The organism is Rhodovibrio sodomensis, assembly GCF_016583645.1.
In the GTDB taxonomy this organism is placed as follows: Bacteria; Pseudomonadota; Alphaproteobacteria; order Kiloniellales; family Rhodovibrionaceae; genus Rhodovibrio; species Rhodovibrio sodomensis.
Genome location: NZ_NRRL01000096.1, coordinates 1 through 16,548, shown reverse-complemented (window position 1 = coordinate 16,548; position 16,548 = coordinate 1). Strand labels below are relative to the sequence as shown.

Below are 16,548 nucleotides of genomic sequence, written 5' to 3'. Positions count from 1 at the left end.
GGGGGGGGAGCCGGGGCTACCACCTCACCCTAGCCCTCTCCTCCCAGTGGAGGAGAGGGAACCCGCTGTCGACGCCGCCCCCTCCCCGGTGATGGTGGGGACACTGGATGTCGCGGCGGGTCCCCTCTCCTTCACTGGAAGGAGAGGGACAGGGTGAGGTAGCTCTGCACACCATCTAAGAGCGCATCGCCTCACATCCGGAACGTCGGCGTCTTGGCCGGCTCCTCCGGCGCGTTGAGGGCGGCGGAGAGGCCCAGCGCGAGCGCGCGGCGGGTGTCCGCGGGATCGATCACGCCGTCGTCCCACAGCCGCGCCGACGCATAGGTCGGGTGGCCCTGCGCCTCGTACTGCTCGCGGATCGGCTGCTTGAACGCCGCCTCCGCGTCCGCCGGCCAGTCCTCGCCGCGCTTTTCCTTGGCGTCGCGGCGGATGGTGGCGAGCACGGTCGCCGCCTGCTCCCCGCCCATCACCGAGATCCGCGCATTCGGCCACATCCACAGGAAGCGCGGCGCGTACGCCCGGCCGCACATGGCGTAGTTGCCGGCCCCGAACGAGCCGCCGATCACGACCGTGAACTTGGGCACCCGCGCGGTCGCCACGGCGGTGACCAGCTTGGCGCCGTCGCGCGCGATGCCGCCGGCCTCGTACTTCCGGCCGACCATGAAGCCGGAGATGTTCTGCAGGAAAATCAGCGGGATGCCGCGCTGGTTGGCGAGCTCGATGAAGTGGGCGCCCTTGAGCGCCGACTCCGAGAACAGGATGCCGTTGTTCGCCAGGATCGCGACCGGATAGCCGTGCAGGTGGGCGAAACCGCAGACCAGGGTGGTGCCGTAGGTCGCCTTGAACTCGTCGAACTCGCTGGCGTCGACCAGCCGGGCGATCACCTCCTTGACGTCGAACGGCGTCTTCAGGTCCGGCGGGACGATGCCGTAGAGGTCCTCGGGATCGTAGGCGGGTTCGCGCGGTTCGCGGACCTCCAGGCCGTGCAGCTTGGGCCGGTTCAGGTTGCCGACCAGCCGGCGCAGGATCGCGAGCGCGTGGGCGTCCGACTGCGCCAGGTGGTCGGCGACGCCGGAGACGCGGGTGTGCACTTCCGCCCCGCCGAGCTCCTCGGCGCTCACCTCCTCGCCGGTCGCGGCCTTCACCAGCGGCGGCCCGCCCAGGAAGATCGTGCCCTGGTTCTTGACGATCACCGCCTCGTCCGACATCGCCGGGACGTAGGCGCCGCCGGCGGTGCAGCTGCCCATCACCGCAGCCAGCTGCGGGATCCCCTTGGCCGACATGTTGGCCTGGTTGTAGAAGATCCGGCCGAAGTGGTCGCGGTCGGGGAACACCTCGTCCTGGTTGGGCAGGTTCGCGCCGCCGGAATCCACCAGATAGACGCAGGGCAGATGGTTCGCCTCGGCGATCTCCTGGGCGCGCAGGTGCTTCTTCACCGTCATCGGATAGTAGGTGCCGCCCTTCACCGTCGCGTCGTTGGCGACGATCATCACCTCGCGGCCCATTACCCGGCCGACGCCGGCGATCACGCCGGCCGAGGGCACCTCGTCGTCGTACAGGCCATAGGCGGCGAGCTGGGAGACCTCCAGGAACGGCGCGCCCTCGTCGAGCAGGCCGCGGACCCGCTCGCGCGGCAGCATCTTGCCGCGGTCCAGGTGGCGCTGCCGCGCGCGCTCGCCGCCGCCGGCCTTGACCGTGGCCACCTTGTCGTTGAGGTCGCGCACCAGGGCGCGCATCGCCGCGGCGTTGTCCCTGAACGCCTGCGCGCGCGGATCGACCGCGCTCTTCAGCACGCTCATCGCCTCCCCTTCTTACCTGCGCCGGCTTACCTGCGCCGGCTTACCTGCGCCGGCCGGTCGATGCGCCGGTCTTGTCATGGCCTGCGAGGATGCGCGGGCGATCCCGGACGGGGCAAGGCGAAATAGCGACGGCCGCCTACCAGCCGCCGGTCTCCGCCCAGGCCTCCGCGTCGGCCAGGCGGTCGTGGCCCCAGAAAGGTTCGCCGTCGACCCGCAGGAAGGGGGAGCCGAACACCCCCTTGGTCTGGGCGGCCTGGACCTCGTCCTTCAGGCGCTGCTTGACGGCCGGGTCGTCCAGCGCGGCGCGGACCTCGCCCGGGTCGTGCCCGTGCATCGCGGCGGTCTTGGCGACCGCGTCGGGGGTGGAGATGTCGTGACCCTGACCGAAGGCGGCGTGGTACAGGCTCATCGCCAGGTCCTTGGCGGCGATCGTGTCGCGCTCGGCCAGCCAGTAGAAGGCGCGCGCCGCCGGGACGGCGGAGAAGGGAAACGGCTGCGGGATCTGGAACGGCACCCCGATCCGCCGGGCGGAACGGTCCATGTCCCGCCTGGCGTAGTCGCCCTTGAGCGGGATCTCGAGCAGCGGGGCCGCCCCGGTGGTCTTGAACACCGCGCCCAGCAGAAACGGCTTCCAGACGATCTCGCGCCCCAGGCGCCGGCCGATCCCCTCGACCTCCTGCGCGGCGAGGTAGCCGTAAGGGCTGGAAAAGTCGAAATAGAACTCGATCGCCGCCGGCATGGCCGCTGTCCTCCCGTCCGAGCGTCAAGCGGATGCTGGCACGCGCCGTCGTCGCTGGGAAGGGTCTGGCGGACCGCGGCGTCCGGCTAGGGCAAAATCGATGAAGGTCGGGTCGGCCTTCATCGTGCATTTTGCTCTAACTGCCTGAAGAGAGAACAAGATTCAGCCGAAAGGTGGCTGCGCCTTTCAGCATCTCGCTCTAGGTCGGCCGACGGGTCGGCGGCAGGCGCGGGCGCGGCTGGCGCAGCTTGGCGCCGAACCAGACCGCCACGCCGAGCGGCGGCAGCGCGGCCGCGAGGAACATCGCCACCGGGCCTTGCGCGGCGGCGAGCAGCCCGGCCAGCGTCGGCCCCAGGACGCTGCCGGCCGCCATCGCGAGCAGGGTCGCGGTGAACCCCAGCGTGCTGCGCCCGGGGAACAGGCGCACGCTCCAGAACGAGAAGACCGCGCTCACCATCATGATCGCGGCGCCGTGCAGACCGGACGCGGCGATCACCAGCGCCCAGGAGGTCGGCGCCAGCGCGATCAGCAGCAGCGACGCGGTCGCGGCCGTGAAGATCACGCAGAACAGCGGGGCGAGTCCGACCCGCGCCTCGATCCGCCCGGTCGCCAGGCCGAGCGCGCCGAACACCGCGTAGCCCAGGAAGATCACGACCGACGCGACGTCGTTCGCCAGGCCCGGCAGCCCGCCGGCGCCGACCACCCGGTCGGCGGCGAACGACAGGAAGATCGCGTTGGTCATGCCGAACACGAGCGCGCTGACATAAAGCGGGATCGCGGCGCGCTGGGTCAGGCGGGCCTTCGCCGCCGCGCTCGCCTGCGAGGCATCGTGCGTCAGCTTGGCCGGCAGGCCGGCCTGGACGATCTGGTCCACGGCCTTGCGGGTCGGCTTCTTGCCCCGGCTGGACGGCAGCCCGCACCACGCGATCGCCGCCAGCACCAGGGCGCTGAGCGCGAACCCGACGAACGCGCCGCGCCAGCCCAGCACCCCCTGGGTCACGCCCAGCGCCAGCAGCGCCGCCGCGGCGACCCCGAAGGTGGTGCCGGTGGAGACGACCGACAGCGCGGTCGCGCGCGCTTCCTCCGCCACCACCCGCTCGGCGGCGTCGTTGAACGGCGCCCAGCAGAGCCCGGCGCTGGTGCCCGCGAGCGCGATCCCCAGCGCGAGCAGGAAGCCGTCGCCCGCGAGCGCGACCGCCGCGAAGCCGACGGCCGCCGCCAGCGCGCCCGAGATCACCGAGACCCGCTCGCCGAACCGCCGGCCGACCCAGGCGCTGACCAGCAGCGCGACCAGGAACGCCAGGAAACCGCCGCTGGCGATCATCCCGGCGGTCGCGGTGGTCAGCTGGAACTCCGCCCGGAAGGCCGGCAGGAACAGGCCGAAACCCATCCGCGCGGGGCCGAAGGCGACGGCCGTGGCGACGAACCCGGCGGCGGTCAGGCGGGTGGCTGGTGTCATGCGTGTCCTTGGGCTGATGGCGGCATCAACCGCCGGAACGTTACGCTGCAGTGCGGCAGCAGCCTCACCGCTTCCAGCCCCGGACGCAATGTACGAATTTTTCGAAAGCCAAGGATGCGCGCGGAGCTACCAGGGCAGCGGGGTGCCGTCGTAGCCGTAGAAGCCGCCGTTGTCGGCGGCGCTCAGGCGCTGGGCCATGGCGAGCACGCCGGCCACGCTGTCCTCCGGGGCGACGGCGGCGTTGCGCCCGCCCATATCGGTGGCGACGTGGCCCGGGTGGACGGCGGCGACGATCACGCCGCGGCCGTCCAGGTCGATCGACAGGCATTTGGTGACCATGTTGAGCGCCGCCTTGGACGAGCGGTAGAGGTGCGCGCCCGAGGTCTCGTTCGCGTCGATCGAGCCCAGCTTGGAGGAGATGTTGAGCAGCCGGGGACTGTCCGCGCGCTCCAGGTGGCGGGCGAACGTCTCCGCCACGCGCATCGGCGCCAGGGTGTTGACGTTGAACACCTGCAGCCAGTCTTCGTAGGCGATCTTGCCGAACCCGCCGCGCGGGCCGAAGATGCCGGCGTTGTTGATCAACAGGTCGAGCGGCTCGTCCGCCAGCTCGCGTCCCAGCCCGGCCAGCTGCAGGCCGTCGGTCACGTCCAGGCGGTGGCGCACGACCTCGCCGTCGCCGGGATCGAGGCTTTTAAGCTTGCGCGCCTTCTCCGGCTGCCGGCAGCACGCGTGCACCCGCCAGCCGTCCCCGGCCAGCTGGCGCACGAACTCGTAGCCCAGCCCTCTGTTGCAGCCCGTCACCAGCGCCGTCGGCAATTGCGCGCCCCTTGGTTCGGGTGATTTGTGCGGCGCGACACTAGCGGTGGCGCGGGGGCGCGGCTAGGGGTCGATGGAAGACGGGTGCCCTCGTTAATCCCCCTCCTCCACGCGGGAGGAGGGGTTAGGGGAGGTGGGACCACGGGCGCCCATGATGTGCAGACCACCTCACCCTGTCCCTCTCCTCCCACATGGAGGAGAGGGGACCCGCCGAGGCGGCGCGGCACCCCCGCTCAGGCCGTCTCCTCGAACAACTCTCTGCCAATCAGCCAGCGGCGGATTTCGCTGGTTCCCGCACCGATCTCATACAACTTTGCGTCGCGGAGCAACCGTCCCGTGGGGGTCTCGTTGATGTAGCCCATGCCGCCCAGGGCCTGGATCGCCTGGTCGGCCATCCAGGTGGCGGTTTCGCCGGCCAGCAGGATCGCGCCGGCGGCGTCCTTGCGCACCGGCTTGCCGGCGTCGCAGGCGCGCGCGACGGCGTAGACGTAGGCGCGCGCGGCGTTCATCCGGGTGTACATGTCGGCGAGCTTGCCCTGCATCAGCTGGAACTCGCCGATCGCCTGGCCGAACTGCTTGCGCTCGTGGACGTAGGGGATCACCGCGTCCATCGCCGCCTGCATGATCCCGAGCGGCCCCGCGGCCAGCACGGCGCGCTCGTAGTCCAGGCCGCTCATCAGCACGCGCACGCCCTTGCCGACGTCGCCCAGGACGTTCTCCTCCGGCACCTCGACGTCCTCGAACACCAGTTCGCAGGTGGGCGAGCCGCGCATGCCGAGCTTGTCCAGCTTCTGCGCGATCCGGAAGCCCGGCATGTCGTGCTCGACGATGAACGCGGTGATGCCCTTGGCGCCGGCGTCGGGATCGGTCTTGGCGTAGACCACCAGCGTCTCGGCTTCGCTAGCGTTGGTGATCCACATCTTGGTGCCGTTGAGGACGTAGCGGTCGCCCTGCTTCTCCGCCTTCAGGCGCATCGAGACGACGTCCGAGCCCGCGCCCGGCTCGCTCATCGCGAGCGCGCCGACGTGCGCGCCCGAGATCAGCTTGGGCAGGTAGCGCTCTTTCTGCGCATCCGTGCCGCAGCGGCGGATCTGGTTGATGCACAGGTTGGAGTGCGCGCCGTAGGACAGCCCGACGCTGGCGGAGGCGCGCGAAACCTCCTCCATCGCGATCACGTGCTCCAGGTAGCCCATGCCGGCGCCGCCCCAGTCCTCCTCGACCGTGATGCCGTGCAGGCCGAGTTCGCCCAGCTGCGGCCACAGCTCGCGCGGGAAGCGGTCCTCCCGGTCGATCTCGTGGGCCAAGGGCGCGATCCGGTCGGCGGCGAAGGAGGCCACCGTGTCGCGCAGCATGTCGGCGGTGTCGCCCAGCTGGAAGTCGAGGCTGGGCCCCTGGTTGGCGGGCATGGCGGTTCCTCCCCGTAAGCGGCGCCCGGTCGGCGGCCGGCGGCCGGCGTTGTTGCTCGTGGGTCGCCGACGGCTTGCCGGGGAACAGTGTTACGCGGTCGCACCGGCGCTGTCAGCCCGCGCCTTGGTCTAACCGGCCTCGCCGATATCGGGGCGCGGACCGACGCGGGCAAGCGTTTGCAGGACCTTGGCGCACAGCTTGCGGCGGCCGTCGGCCGCCTCGTTGTAGACCGCGACCTCGCAGGTGGTGAGCGTGCGCCCGGGCTTCAGCACCTCGCCCACGGCGACCAGCCGGGGCCCGGTCGCCGGCGCCAGCAGATTGATCTTGTATTCGGCCGTCAGCACCGAGACGTCGGGCGGAAACAGGGTAAAGGCCGCGAAGCCGCCGGCGGTGTCGGCGATCGCGCTCGTGATGCCGGCGTGGATGAAGCCGTGCTGCTGGGTGACCTGCTCGCTGAACGGGAGGGCGATTTCGACCCGGCCCGGTTCGACGGAGGTCATCTCCGCCCCGATCAGCCGCATCGCCGCCTGCCGGGCGAACGAGTCGCGCGTTCGCCGTTCGTAATCCGCGCTGCCGGGCTCGAAGGCGGTCATGCACAAGCTCCCTCGGCGCCGGTCGCGCCGCAGGCAAAGTAAGCTTCAGCCACAGAAGGCACAGAGTTCACAGAGGATCCGGTCGCTGGCGCCATCCGGCACACCATCTCTGTGCCCTCTGTGGTTACCCTCTTCTTGCTTCTACTCGAACTCCAGGATCGCCTGGTCGACCGCCAGGTTGGCGCCAGCCTCGGCGTGGACCTTGGCGACCGTGCCGTCGCGTTCGGCGCGCAGGACGTTTTCCATCTTCATCGCCTCGACCACGGCGAGCTCCTCGCCCGCCTTGACCGGGGTGCCCTCCTCGACCAGCAGCTTGACCAACAGGCCCGGCATCGGGGACAGCAGGAACTTGGAGTAGTCCGGCGGCGCCTTCTTGGGCATCAGCGCGGCAAGCTGGGCCGCATGCGGGCGCAGCACGCGCGCCTCCACGCTGGCGCCGCCGTGGGTCAGGCGCCAGCGCGCGCCGACCCGGTCGACCTGCACCGTCACCGGCCGGCCGGAGATGCTGGCGTGGAACAGCGGCGACCCGTGTCTCCAGCCGGTCTGCACCTCGTCCTCGCCCGCGGGCGTGGCGACGCGCCAGAGCCCGTCGCCGCCATGGGTCACGGTCACCGGGACCCGTTCGTCGTCCAGGAAGACTTCCCAGTCGTCGCCGACCTCGGCGCCGTGGCCGCTCATCTGGCCGACGATCTGCGCCTCCCGGCCGGCGGCGGCGCGCTGCAGGATCGCCGCCACGATCACGACGCGCTGGCGTACCGTTTCGGTCGGCTGCGCGCCGTGGAAGCCGTCGGGGTATTCCTCGTCGATGAAGTTGGTCGACAGGTCGCCCGACTGGAAGCGCGGCTTGGCCATGACGTCGGCCAGGAACGCCATGTTGTGGTTGATGCCGCGGATGTAATAGGCGTCGAGCGCGTGCTGCATCCGCTCGATCGCCTGGTCGCGGCTGGACCCGTGGGTGCACAGCTTGGCGATCATCGGGTCGTAGTACATCGAGATCTCGGAGCCCTCGACCACGCCGGTGTCGATGCGCACGCCCGCCGCCTCGGCGGGCTCGTCGTAGTACTGCAGCCGGCCGATCGACGGCAGGAATCCGCGCAGCGGGTCCTCGGCGTAGACGCGGGTCTCGATCGCCCAGCCGTTGAAGCCGACGTCCGTCTGCGCGATCGGCAGCTTCTCCCCGGCGGTGACCCGGATCATCTGCTCGACCAGGTCCAGGCCGGTGACCAGTTCGGTCACCGGGTGCTCGACCTGCAGGCGGGTGTTCATCTCCAGGAAGAAGAACGACTTGTCCCGGTCCATGATGAACTCGACCGTGCCCGCGGTGACGTAGCCGACCGCGCGCGCCAGCGCCTTCGCCTGCTCGCCCATCTTCTCCCGGGTCTCCGGGTCCATGAACGCCGACGGCGCCTCCTCGATGACCTTCTGGTGGCGGCGCTGGATCGAGCATTCGCGCTCGCCCAGGTGGATGACGTTGCCGTGTGTGTCCGCCAGCACCTGGATCTCGATGTGCCGGGGCTGGTCGATGAACTTCTCGATGAACACCCGGTCGTCGCCGAAGCTGCCCTTGGCCTCGGAACGGGCGGCGCGGAAGCCGTCGCGCATGCCCTGCGCGTCGCGGGCGATCCGCATGCCCTTGCCGCCGCCGCCGGCGGTCGCCTTGATCATCACCGGATAGCCGATCTCCTCGGCGATCCGCACCGCCTCCTCCGGGTCCTCGATCAGGCCCATGTGACCGGGCACGGTGTTGACCCCGGCCTGGTTCGCCAGGCCCTTGGAGGTGATCTTGTCGCCCATCTTGGCGATCGCCTCGGCGGGCGGGCCGATGAACGCGATCCCGGCGTCGGCGAGCGCCTGGGCGAAGTCGGTGTTCTCCGACAGGAAGCCGTAGCCGGGGTGCACCGCCTGGGCGCCGGTGTCCTTGCAGGCCTGCACGATCCGGTCGATCACCAGGTAGCTTTCGGCCGACTGCGGCGGGCCGACGTGGACGGCCTCGTCCGCCATCTCGACGTGCAGCGCGGCCACGTCGGCGTCGGAATAGACCGCCACGGTTGCGATGCCGAGCCGCCGGCAGGTCCGGATGACGCGGCAGGCAATCTCGCCGCGGTTGGCGATCAGGATCTTGTCGAACACGGGGTACCGTCCGTCGTCTGTCGTTTCGCGGTCGCCTCACACCGTCGGCGCCCGGGCGAAAGCGGGCGCGCTGGCCGGCCTAAAGCGGGATGTTGCTGTGCTTCTTCCAGGGGGTCTGCTGCTGCTTGTTGCGCAGCATGGCGAGCGCCTTGCACAGCCGCCGGCGGGTGCCGTGCGGCATGATCACGTCGTCCAGGAAGCCGCGCGAGGCGGCGACGAAGGGGTTGGCGAACTTGGTCCGGTACTCCTCCGCGCGCTGCTCCAGCTTGTCCGGGTCCTTGGCGTCCTCGCGGAAGATGATCTCGGCGGCGCCCTTTGGGCCCATCACCGCGATTTCCGCACTCGGCCAGGCGTAGTTGACGTCGCCGCGCAGGTGCTTGGACGACATCACGTCGTAGGCGCCGCCGTAGGCCTTGCGGGTAATCACCGTCACCTTGGGCACGGTCGCCTCGGTAAAGGCGTAGAGCAGCTTGGCGCCGTGCTTGATGATCCCGCCGTACTCCTGGGTCGTGCCGGGCAGGAAGCCAGGCACGTCGACGAAGGTCATGATCGGGATGTTGAAGCAGTCGCAGAAGCGCACGAAGCGCGCGGCCTTGCGCGAGCTGTCGATATCCAGGCAGCCGGCCAGCACCATCGGCTGGTTGGCGACCACGCCGACGGTGCGCCCTTCCATGCGGGCCAGGCCGATGATGATGTTCTTGGCGTAGTCGGGCTGGATCTCGAAGAAGTCCTTCTCGTCGACGACCTTCTCGATCAGCTCCTTCATGTCGTAGGGCTTGTTCGGCGAGGCCGGCACCAGCGTGTCGAGCGACGGCTCCTGCCGGTTGGGATCGTCCGGGGTCGGGCGGACCGGCGGGTCCTGCATGTTCGACGACGGCAGGAAGTCGAAGAAGCGCCGGGTCAGCTGCAGCGCCTCGACGTCGTTGTCGAACGCGAGGTCCGCGACGCCGGAGCGCGAGGTGTGCGAGATCGCGCCGCCCAGCTGCTCCGCCGTCACCTCCTCGTGGGTCACCGTCTTCACCACCTCGGGCCCGGTGACGAACATGTACGAGCTGTCCTTCACCATGAAGATGAAGTCGGTCATCGCCGGCGAATAGACCGCGCCGCCCGCGCACGGGCCCATGATCATGGAGATCTGCGGGATCACGCCGGAGGCGTCGACGTTGCGCTCGAACACCTTGGCATAGCCGGACAGGGAATCGACGCCCTCCTGGATGCGCGCGCCGCCGGAATCGTTCAGGCCGATCACCGGCGCGCCGACCTCCAGCGCCTTGTCCATCACCTTGGCGATCTTGTCGGCGTGCGCGTCCGACAGCGCGCCGCCGAACACCGTGAAGTCCTGGGAGAACACGAACACCAGCCGGCCGTTGATGGTGCCGTGGCCGGTCACCACGCCGTCGCCCGGGATGCGCTGCTGGTCCATGCCGAAGTCGTGGCACCGGTGCTCGACGAACATGTCCCACTCCTCGAAGGAATCCTCGTCGAGCAGCAGGAGAAGGCGCTCGCGCGCGGTCAGCTTACCCTTGGCGTGCTGGCGCTCGACCCGCGCCTGGCCGCCGCCTTCCCGGGCGCGCGCACGCTTCTCGTCGAGCTGGCGAATGATCTCCTGCATGTCCTCCCCCGAAACCGTCACGACCTCGGTGTCCGGCTTTATAAGCCGCCCGCGGTCCTATTGTGCTGTGCGGTATAGGGCAATAGCACGCCGGCTCGCCGGAAACCAAGCCGACGGTTTCAGGGCGATGAATGACCGCGCCAGAGCAAGACGCTGACAGGTGAACCCACCTTTCAGCTGAATCTTGCTCTCTCTTCAAGCAGTTGGAGCAAGATCCACGATGAAGGTCGACGCGACCTTGATCGATTTTGCTCTAGGTGTCGATCCCGACCTCGATCGCCGGGCGCGACCGCCGGATCAGCCGGCCAGCAGTCCGACGAAGCGTTCCGCCGCTTCCAGGTCGCGCTTCAGCGAGTCGCGTTCGGCGGCGGCTTCCCTGTCCTCGCCCCACTGCTCGATCTGGTAGGTCCGCTCGACCTCCGCGGCGGTGAATGCCCGATCGGCCGTCAGGCGGCCTTCGATCAGGGCCAGGCCGACCACGATCGAGCCGGCGGCGTGGACGCTGGACGACAGCGCGGCCAGGTGCATGGCGTCGAACCGCTCGACCGCCGCGTGCAGCGCCTGCTTGGCTTCCGCCGGCTGCTCGATCGGCAGGATGCCGGTGGTGGTGTTGAGCCGCGCGTCGAAGGTGAGCGCCAGCCAGTCCAGCAGCGGCTGCCAGACCTCCTGCTGCCGGTCGGTCAGGACCTGCGGCTTGGGCGCGCGGTAGCACACCAGATCGGTCTCGGCGTAGCGGGCGATCGCGGTCACCAGGTCGTCCCGGCGCGGCGCGGCGACGTCGTGCGCCGTGCAGGCGAGCGCGGTCAGCGGCATGGTCCGCGGCTCCACCTTCTCGCCCTGGTCGGCCCATTCCTGCGCGACCGCCCGGGCCAGCGGCTCGGTCGGCACGCTCAGGTCGACGCGCGCGCCCGGCGTCTTGACCGGCCGGCCGTCCAGGGTCACGGCATAGCCGTCGTCGTGCGGGGCCGCGGTCGCCTCGGTGTAGAATCGCTGGAAGCTGCGCATCGTGCCTATCGCTGATCACTCTATCGGTTTTGTTCGCGATCCAGGAAGCGGTTGCCGCCGCCGTCGCCCGACTGGCCGAGGGCGCCGTCGATCGACTCGCCCATGTCGTTCAGGAAGCCGCCGATGCCGCCCTCGTCGCCCTCGACCTTGCCGGTGCCGCCCTGACGCGCCTTGGCGAGCGCGGCGACACAGGGGTTCTGGTCCTGCGTCTCGCTGGCGACCACCAGCGCGCCGACCGCGACCAGCGGGTTGATCACGGAGCCGACCACGAACGCGGTCGCCTTGACCGCGCCCAGCGGGTCCGGGCCGATCGACGGGTCCAGGAGCGGGCCGGACAGGCGGACCGGGACGGCCAGGCTCATCAGGCTGGTCTGCTTCGCCTCCGGCGTGATCCGCAGGCTCAGCTGCTCCCGGCCCAGGTCGATCTCGCCCGTACCGCCGAACGAGACCGCTTCGGTGTCCGCCAGGATCGCCCGGCTGTTGAGCACGCCGGCCTCGGCGCCGAACCGCGCGAAGGCACAGTTCAGGATCATGTCCTCGTCCTGCTCGCGCCAGACCGCGAGCAGGTCGCCCAGACCGGCGCCGGCCGCGTCGAGCAGGGCGTTGTCGATCCGGCCTTTGCCGCCGACGATCTCCAAGCCGCCGTTCAGGCTGGCGGCGATCGCGTGCGGGCTGTCGCCGCGGCCGGTCAGGTTGGCGCGCAGGTCGACTTGACCGTCGATGCCGTCGCTGACCTTGAGATCGCGCAGCACGCGGCCGTAGTCGAGATCGGCGACGTCCAGGTCGATCCTGACGTCCGCCGGCGACTGCGCCGCGTCCAGCACCAGTGCGATATCGGCCGAGCCGTCGGCCAGCTCGGCCTGCAGCGGCTTGACCTCCAACCGGCCGCCCGCGGCGTTCGCGCTCAAGCGCAGTTCGCGCACCTGGAAGTCGTCCGACAGCTTGACCACCCCGGCCTTCAGCTGGACGTCCGCGTCCAGCCCGCGCAGGGCCGCGAGCGGCAGCGGCGTGTCCGGGAACAGCCGTTGACCGCCCGCGCCGCCGCCGGTCGCCGTCTCCGCCGCCTGGGTGAAGGGGCGCAGGTCGAGGGTCGAGCTGGTCAGATTGGCGCTGAGACGGATCCGCGCGCCCGCCAGATCGACCGTCGCGCCGCCGGCGAGGTCGCTGCCGGCCAGTTCCGCCTTCAGCCCGGTGAAGCGGTAGCCGGCGTCGGTACCGCGCACCCGGCTCTCCAGCCGGGCCGGGCCGACGTCCGGCAAGGTCAGCGCGGGCAGGCCGGACAGCGCGCTCAGGTTCGCCAGGCTCCCGGTCCGCGCCGTCACCTCGACATCCGGGCTGACGTCCCGGCCGCTCTGGTCCAGGGCGCCGGCGACCTCGATCGTCGTCTCCTGCGCCGACACCTCGAGGTCCAGCGGGTAGCGCCCGCCCCCCGTCATCAGCGTCGACAGCGCGCCGATCGTGCCGTCCAGCTCGAACGGCACCGACTGGTAAGTCCCTTCGGCCGCCACGGCCAGGCGCTCGCCCGCAGCCTCCAGGCTGGCCTCCGCCACCGTCATGTCGAGGGCGATCCCGGTCTGCTTGTCGCGGTAGCGCACCGTGGCGTCCTGGATCCGCACGCCGGCGATGTCGGGCAGCCGCGTCATTCCGGTGCCCGCGTCCGGCTGGCCGCCGGTCCCGCCCAGTACCCAGTTGCCCTGGCCGTTCGGACCGGTTTCCAGCAGGATATCGGGCTTGACCAGCACCAGCCGGCTGACCTGCAGCTGTCCGGTCAACAGCGGCAGCAGCGCGACCTCGACCTCGAACCGCTCGACGGTCGCCATCTGCGCCCGGCTGCCCCAGTCCGCGTTGGCGAAGCTGACACCGGACACCTCGACCCCGGGCGACAGGCCCATGCTCAGGCTCATCGCCCCGGTCAGCGTGAGCTCGCGGCCGGTCGCCCGTTCCGCCCGCCGCTCGATCTCGCCGCGATAGCTCTCCAGATCGAGCGCGGCGAGCGCGGCGTAGCCCGCGACCAGCACCGCGACGACGGCGACCGCGAGGCCGCCGAAGATCCATTTCAAACGCTTCATGCGGCCGGGCCCTCCAGCTGGGCGTGCAGCTCATCGAACGACCGCAGGACCGTGCGCGCGCCCGCGCGCAGCAACTCCTCGCCGTCGTGATAGCCCCAGCCTACACCAAAGGCGGCGACGCCGGCATGCCCGGCCATCTCCACGTCGAACACCGTGTCGCCGATCAGCAGGGTCTCGTGCGGCGCGGCGCCGACCTCGCGCATCGCCGCCTCAAGCATGCGCGGATGCGGCTTGCCGGGCCCGCCGTCCGCCGTCTGGGTGGTGACGAAGAAGCGCGCCAGATCGTGGTGCGCTAGCGTGGCGTCCAGCCCGCGCTTCGACTTGCCGGTGGCGACCCCGAGGCAGACCTGCGGATGGTCGAGCCGGGCCAGCACCGCGCGCACCCCCGGAAACAGCCGCTCGTCGTAGTCGGGCCGGGTCCGCCGGGCCATGAACGCGCGCTTGTAGGCCGCCACGGCCCGGTCCAGCCGCGGATCGTCCAGCCCGCCCGGCAGCAGGCGCGCGACCGCCTCGTCGAGCGACAGCCCGACCACCCGGCGGGTTCGTTCCGCGCCGGGCGCATCCAGCCCAATCTCGGCGAACGCATCCGCCATCGACGCGACGATCCCCGCCTGGCTGTCGACCAGCGTGCCGTCGACATCGAACACGATCAGCGCGTAAGGGTGCGGGCGGTCCATAGGTCTCGTGTCTTTCTCAGCGTACCTGGGTCGGGCCCCTCTCCCTCGATGGGAGGCTACCCCTCTCCCTCGACGCGAGAGGGAGGGGCCCGCGACCCGCAGGGTCGTGGGGCAGGGTCGTGGGAGGGTGAGGGTGGGGGTCCCCGATCTACGCCGAGGAGTCTCACCCTCACCTGTCCTCTCCCCTCAAGGCAGAGGGACCCGCCGGGGCGGTCGTCATCCGCGCGGCCGGCGCGCGGTCTCAGTCTTCCGACGGATACACCCCGTCGCCCTGCACGGGATCGAAGCCGAGCTGCTGGAAGGCGTCGGCCATGTGGGCGGGCAGCGGCGCCTGGATGCGCAGCGTCGTGCCGTCGCCCGGGTGCGGCAGGGCGATCTCGCGGGCGTGCAGCATCAGCTGGTCGACCTCGATTCCATCGGGGAAGGCGGCGCGCGCGGCGTACTTGGCGTCGCCCAGCACCGGCGCGTCGATCTCGTGCAGGTGCGCGCGCAGCTGGTGGGTGCGCCCGGTCAGCGGGCTGAGCGCGACCCAGCCGACCGTCCGGCCCCAGGTCATCAGCGTGCGATAGCGCGTGCTTGCCGGCTTGCCGTGCTCCGGGGCGTGGCGCATCTTCTCCCCGCCGCCGCGCTTCAGCTTGGCGAGCGGCAGGTCGATCCGCCCCGCGTCCGGCCGCGGCACCCCTGCGGTCAGCGCCCAGTACAGCTTGTGCGTCGCCTGGTCCCGGAACGCGCGGGTCAGGCCATCCGCCGCCTTGGCGGTGCGGGCCAGCAGCAGGACGCCGCTGGTGTCCTTGTCCAGCCGGTGGACCAGCTTGGGCCGCTCCGCGCCCGGCTCGCACAGCGCGTCCAGCATGGCGTCCAGGTGCCGGCTGACCTTGCTGCCGCCCTGGGTCGCCAGGCGGGCCGGCTTGTCCAGCGCGATCAGCCAGTCGTCGCGGTACAGCACGCGCCCCCGGATCTCGGCGATGTCCTGGTCGCTCGGCTGCGGCGGCGTGCGCTCGGCCGCCTGCGCGGCATCGGGCAGCGGCGGCACGCGCACCTCCTGGCCGGTGGCGACCCGCGTCGCGGGCTTGGCACGCCTGCCGTCCAGGCGGATCTGCCCGGTGCGCAGCAGCTTCGCCAGACGGCCGTAGGACAGCGCCGGATAATGGCGCTTGAACCAGCGGTCCAGGCGCTGGCCGTCGTCGGGCGGCTCGACGGTGCGGGTTTCGACGCCGGTCATGGCGCTCCCGGAAACGGGTGAGGCCGGCCGTCGACGGATGGCCTGGCCAGCGAGCCGGGTCGATAGCAGAGGGGCCGCGCGGCTGCAAACGCTCGGGAACGTTCCAGAGCAAGATGAAGGTCGACCAGACCTTCATCGATTTTGCCCTAGCCGCCGGCGCCCAGCGCGATCCCGGCGAGCGCGCCCAGCGCGACGACCAGCACCGGCGACAGCTTCCAGACCGCCAGCAGCAGGAACGCGCCGGCCGCGACCGCGAAGTCCGCCGGCCGGTGCACCGCCGAAGTCCAGACCGGGTCGTAGAACGCCGCCGCCAGCAGTCCGACCACCCCGGCGTTGACCCCCATCAGCCCTGCCCGCATGTCGGTGCGCGCGCGCAGCTGCGCCCAGAACGGCAGCGTGCCGATCACCAGCAGACAGCCCGGCAGGAAGATCGCGACGAGCGCGATTGCGCTGGCTGCTACCCCGCCGGCCGCACCGCCGAGGAACGCCGCGAACGTGAACAGCGGACCCGGCACGGCCTGTGCCGCCCCGTAACCGGCCAGGAAGGTCTCGGCGTCGACCAGGCCGGTCGGCACGACTTCGGCCTGCAACAGCGGCAGGACGACGTGGCCGCCGCCGAACACCAGGGCGCCGGCGCGGTAGAAGGCGTCCAAGAGCGCCACCGCCTGCCCCTGCCCCAGCGCGGCGGCGACCGGCAGGCCGGCCAGCAGGGCGACGAACAGCACCAGACAGAAAACCGCGGTCGTCCGGCCGATGAAAACCGGCAGCTCGCCGCGCGCGCTGTCCTGCGCCTGGGCGGTCAGCAACAGCCGGCCGGCGAGCCCGGCGGCCAGGATCGCGCCGACCTGCCCCCAGACCCCCTGCAGCGCGACCGCGACCGCCAGCGCCGCGACCGCGAAGGTCGCGCGTTCGCGGTCGGGGCAGAGGTTGCGCGCCATGCCGAGCAGGGCGTTCGCGACCACCGCGACCGCCGCCAGCTTCAGGCCGGCGATCCAGCCGCCGCCGAGCGCGTCGCCGAGC

At 71.0% G+C, this 16,548-nt stretch carries 13 protein-coding genes; all 13 read right to left on the bottom strand.

The genetic code is table 11. The features are described 5' to 3' along the window. Nucleotides 1–191 precede the first annotated feature (191 nt). Nucleotides 192–1,799, bottom strand: a complete 1,608-nt coding sequence (locus CKO28_RS21245; protein ID WP_200342829.1) for a carboxyl transferase domain-containing protein — start codon at nucleotides 1,797–1,799, stop codon at nucleotides 192–194. A 136-nt stretch (nucleotides 1,800–1,935) separates the two neighbouring features. Next, entirely contained in the window at nucleotides 1,936–2,538 is a 603-nt protein-coding gene (locus CKO28_RS21240) for a 2-hydroxychromene-2-carboxylate isomerase (RefSeq protein WP_200342828.1), read from the bottom strand. Between the two features lie 199 nt (nucleotides 2,539–2,737). Continuing rightward, nucleotides 2,738–3,997: an MFS transporter gene (locus CKO28_RS21235; protein WP_200342827.1), complete on the bottom strand. Its 1,260-nt coding sequence runs from the start codon at nucleotides 3,995–3,997 to the stop codon at nucleotides 2,738–2,740. 126 nt (nucleotides 3,998–4,123) lie between these two features. Beyond that, entirely contained in the window at nucleotides 4,124–4,813 is a 690-nt protein-coding gene (locus CKO28_RS21230; RefSeq protein WP_200342826.1) for an SDR family oxidoreductase, read from the bottom strand. A gap of 233 nt (nucleotides 4,814–5,046) precedes the next feature. Continuing rightward, on the bottom strand, nucleotides 5,047–6,219 hold the full coding sequence (locus CKO28_RS21225) for an isovaleryl-CoA dehydrogenase (RefSeq protein ID WP_200342825.1): 1,173 nt from the start codon (nucleotides 6,217–6,219) through the stop codon (nucleotides 5,047–5,049). A 129-nt stretch (nucleotides 6,220–6,348) separates the two neighbouring features. Continuing rightward, nucleotides 6,349–6,813, bottom strand: a complete 465-nt coding sequence (locus CKO28_RS21220; RefSeq protein WP_200342824.1) for a PaaI family thioesterase — start codon at nucleotides 6,811–6,813, stop codon at nucleotides 6,349–6,351. A 141-nt stretch (nucleotides 6,814–6,954) separates the two neighbouring features. After that, the gene (locus CKO28_RS21215) at nucleotides 6,955–8,943 is read right to left on the bottom strand and encodes an acetyl-CoA carboxylase biotin carboxylase subunit (protein ID WP_200342823.1); all 1,989 of its coding nucleotides are present in this window, start codon (nucleotides 8,941–8,943) and stop codon (nucleotides 6,955–6,957) included. Between the two features lie 79 nt (nucleotides 8,944–9,022). After that, nucleotides 9,023–10,555: an acyl-CoA carboxylase subunit beta gene (locus CKO28_RS21210; protein WP_200342822.1), complete on the bottom strand. Its 1,533-nt coding sequence runs from the start codon at nucleotides 10,553–10,555 to the stop codon at nucleotides 9,023–9,025. A 297-nt stretch (nucleotides 10,556–10,852) separates the two neighbouring features. Further along, nucleotides 10,853–11,560 (bottom strand): ATP12 family chaperone protein, encoded by a 708-nt coding sequence (locus CKO28_RS21205; protein ID WP_200342821.1) that lies wholly within the window; start codon nucleotides 11,558–11,560, stop codon nucleotides 10,853–10,855. A gap of 20 nt (nucleotides 11,561–11,580) precedes the next feature. Then, nucleotides 11,581–13,629, bottom strand: coding sequence for an AsmA family protein (locus CKO28_RS21200; RefSeq protein WP_200342820.1), 2,049 nt, complete (start codon nucleotides 13,627–13,629; stop codon nucleotides 11,581–11,583). Beyond that, complete coding sequence (locus CKO28_RS21195) at nucleotides 13,626–14,306, bottom strand: HAD-IA family hydrolase (RefSeq protein ID WP_200342819.1); 681 nt, start codon at nucleotides 14,304–14,306, stop codon at nucleotides 13,626–13,628. Before CKO28_RS21195 ends, CKO28_RS21200 begins: the two co-directional genes overlap by 4 nt. A 241-nt stretch (nucleotides 14,307–14,547) precedes the next feature. Continuing rightward, the gene (locus tag CKO28_RS21190; RefSeq protein ID WP_200342818.1) at nucleotides 14,548–15,528 is read right to left on the bottom strand and encodes an RluA family pseudouridine synthase; all 981 of its coding nucleotides are present in this window, start codon (nucleotides 15,526–15,528) and stop codon (nucleotides 14,548–14,550) included. 146 nt (nucleotides 15,529–15,674) lie between these two features. Then, nucleotides 15,675–16,548: chromate efflux transporter (gene chrA / locus CKO28_RS21185; protein ID WP_200342817.1), on the bottom strand; the 874-nt coding region annotated here is incomplete at its 5' end.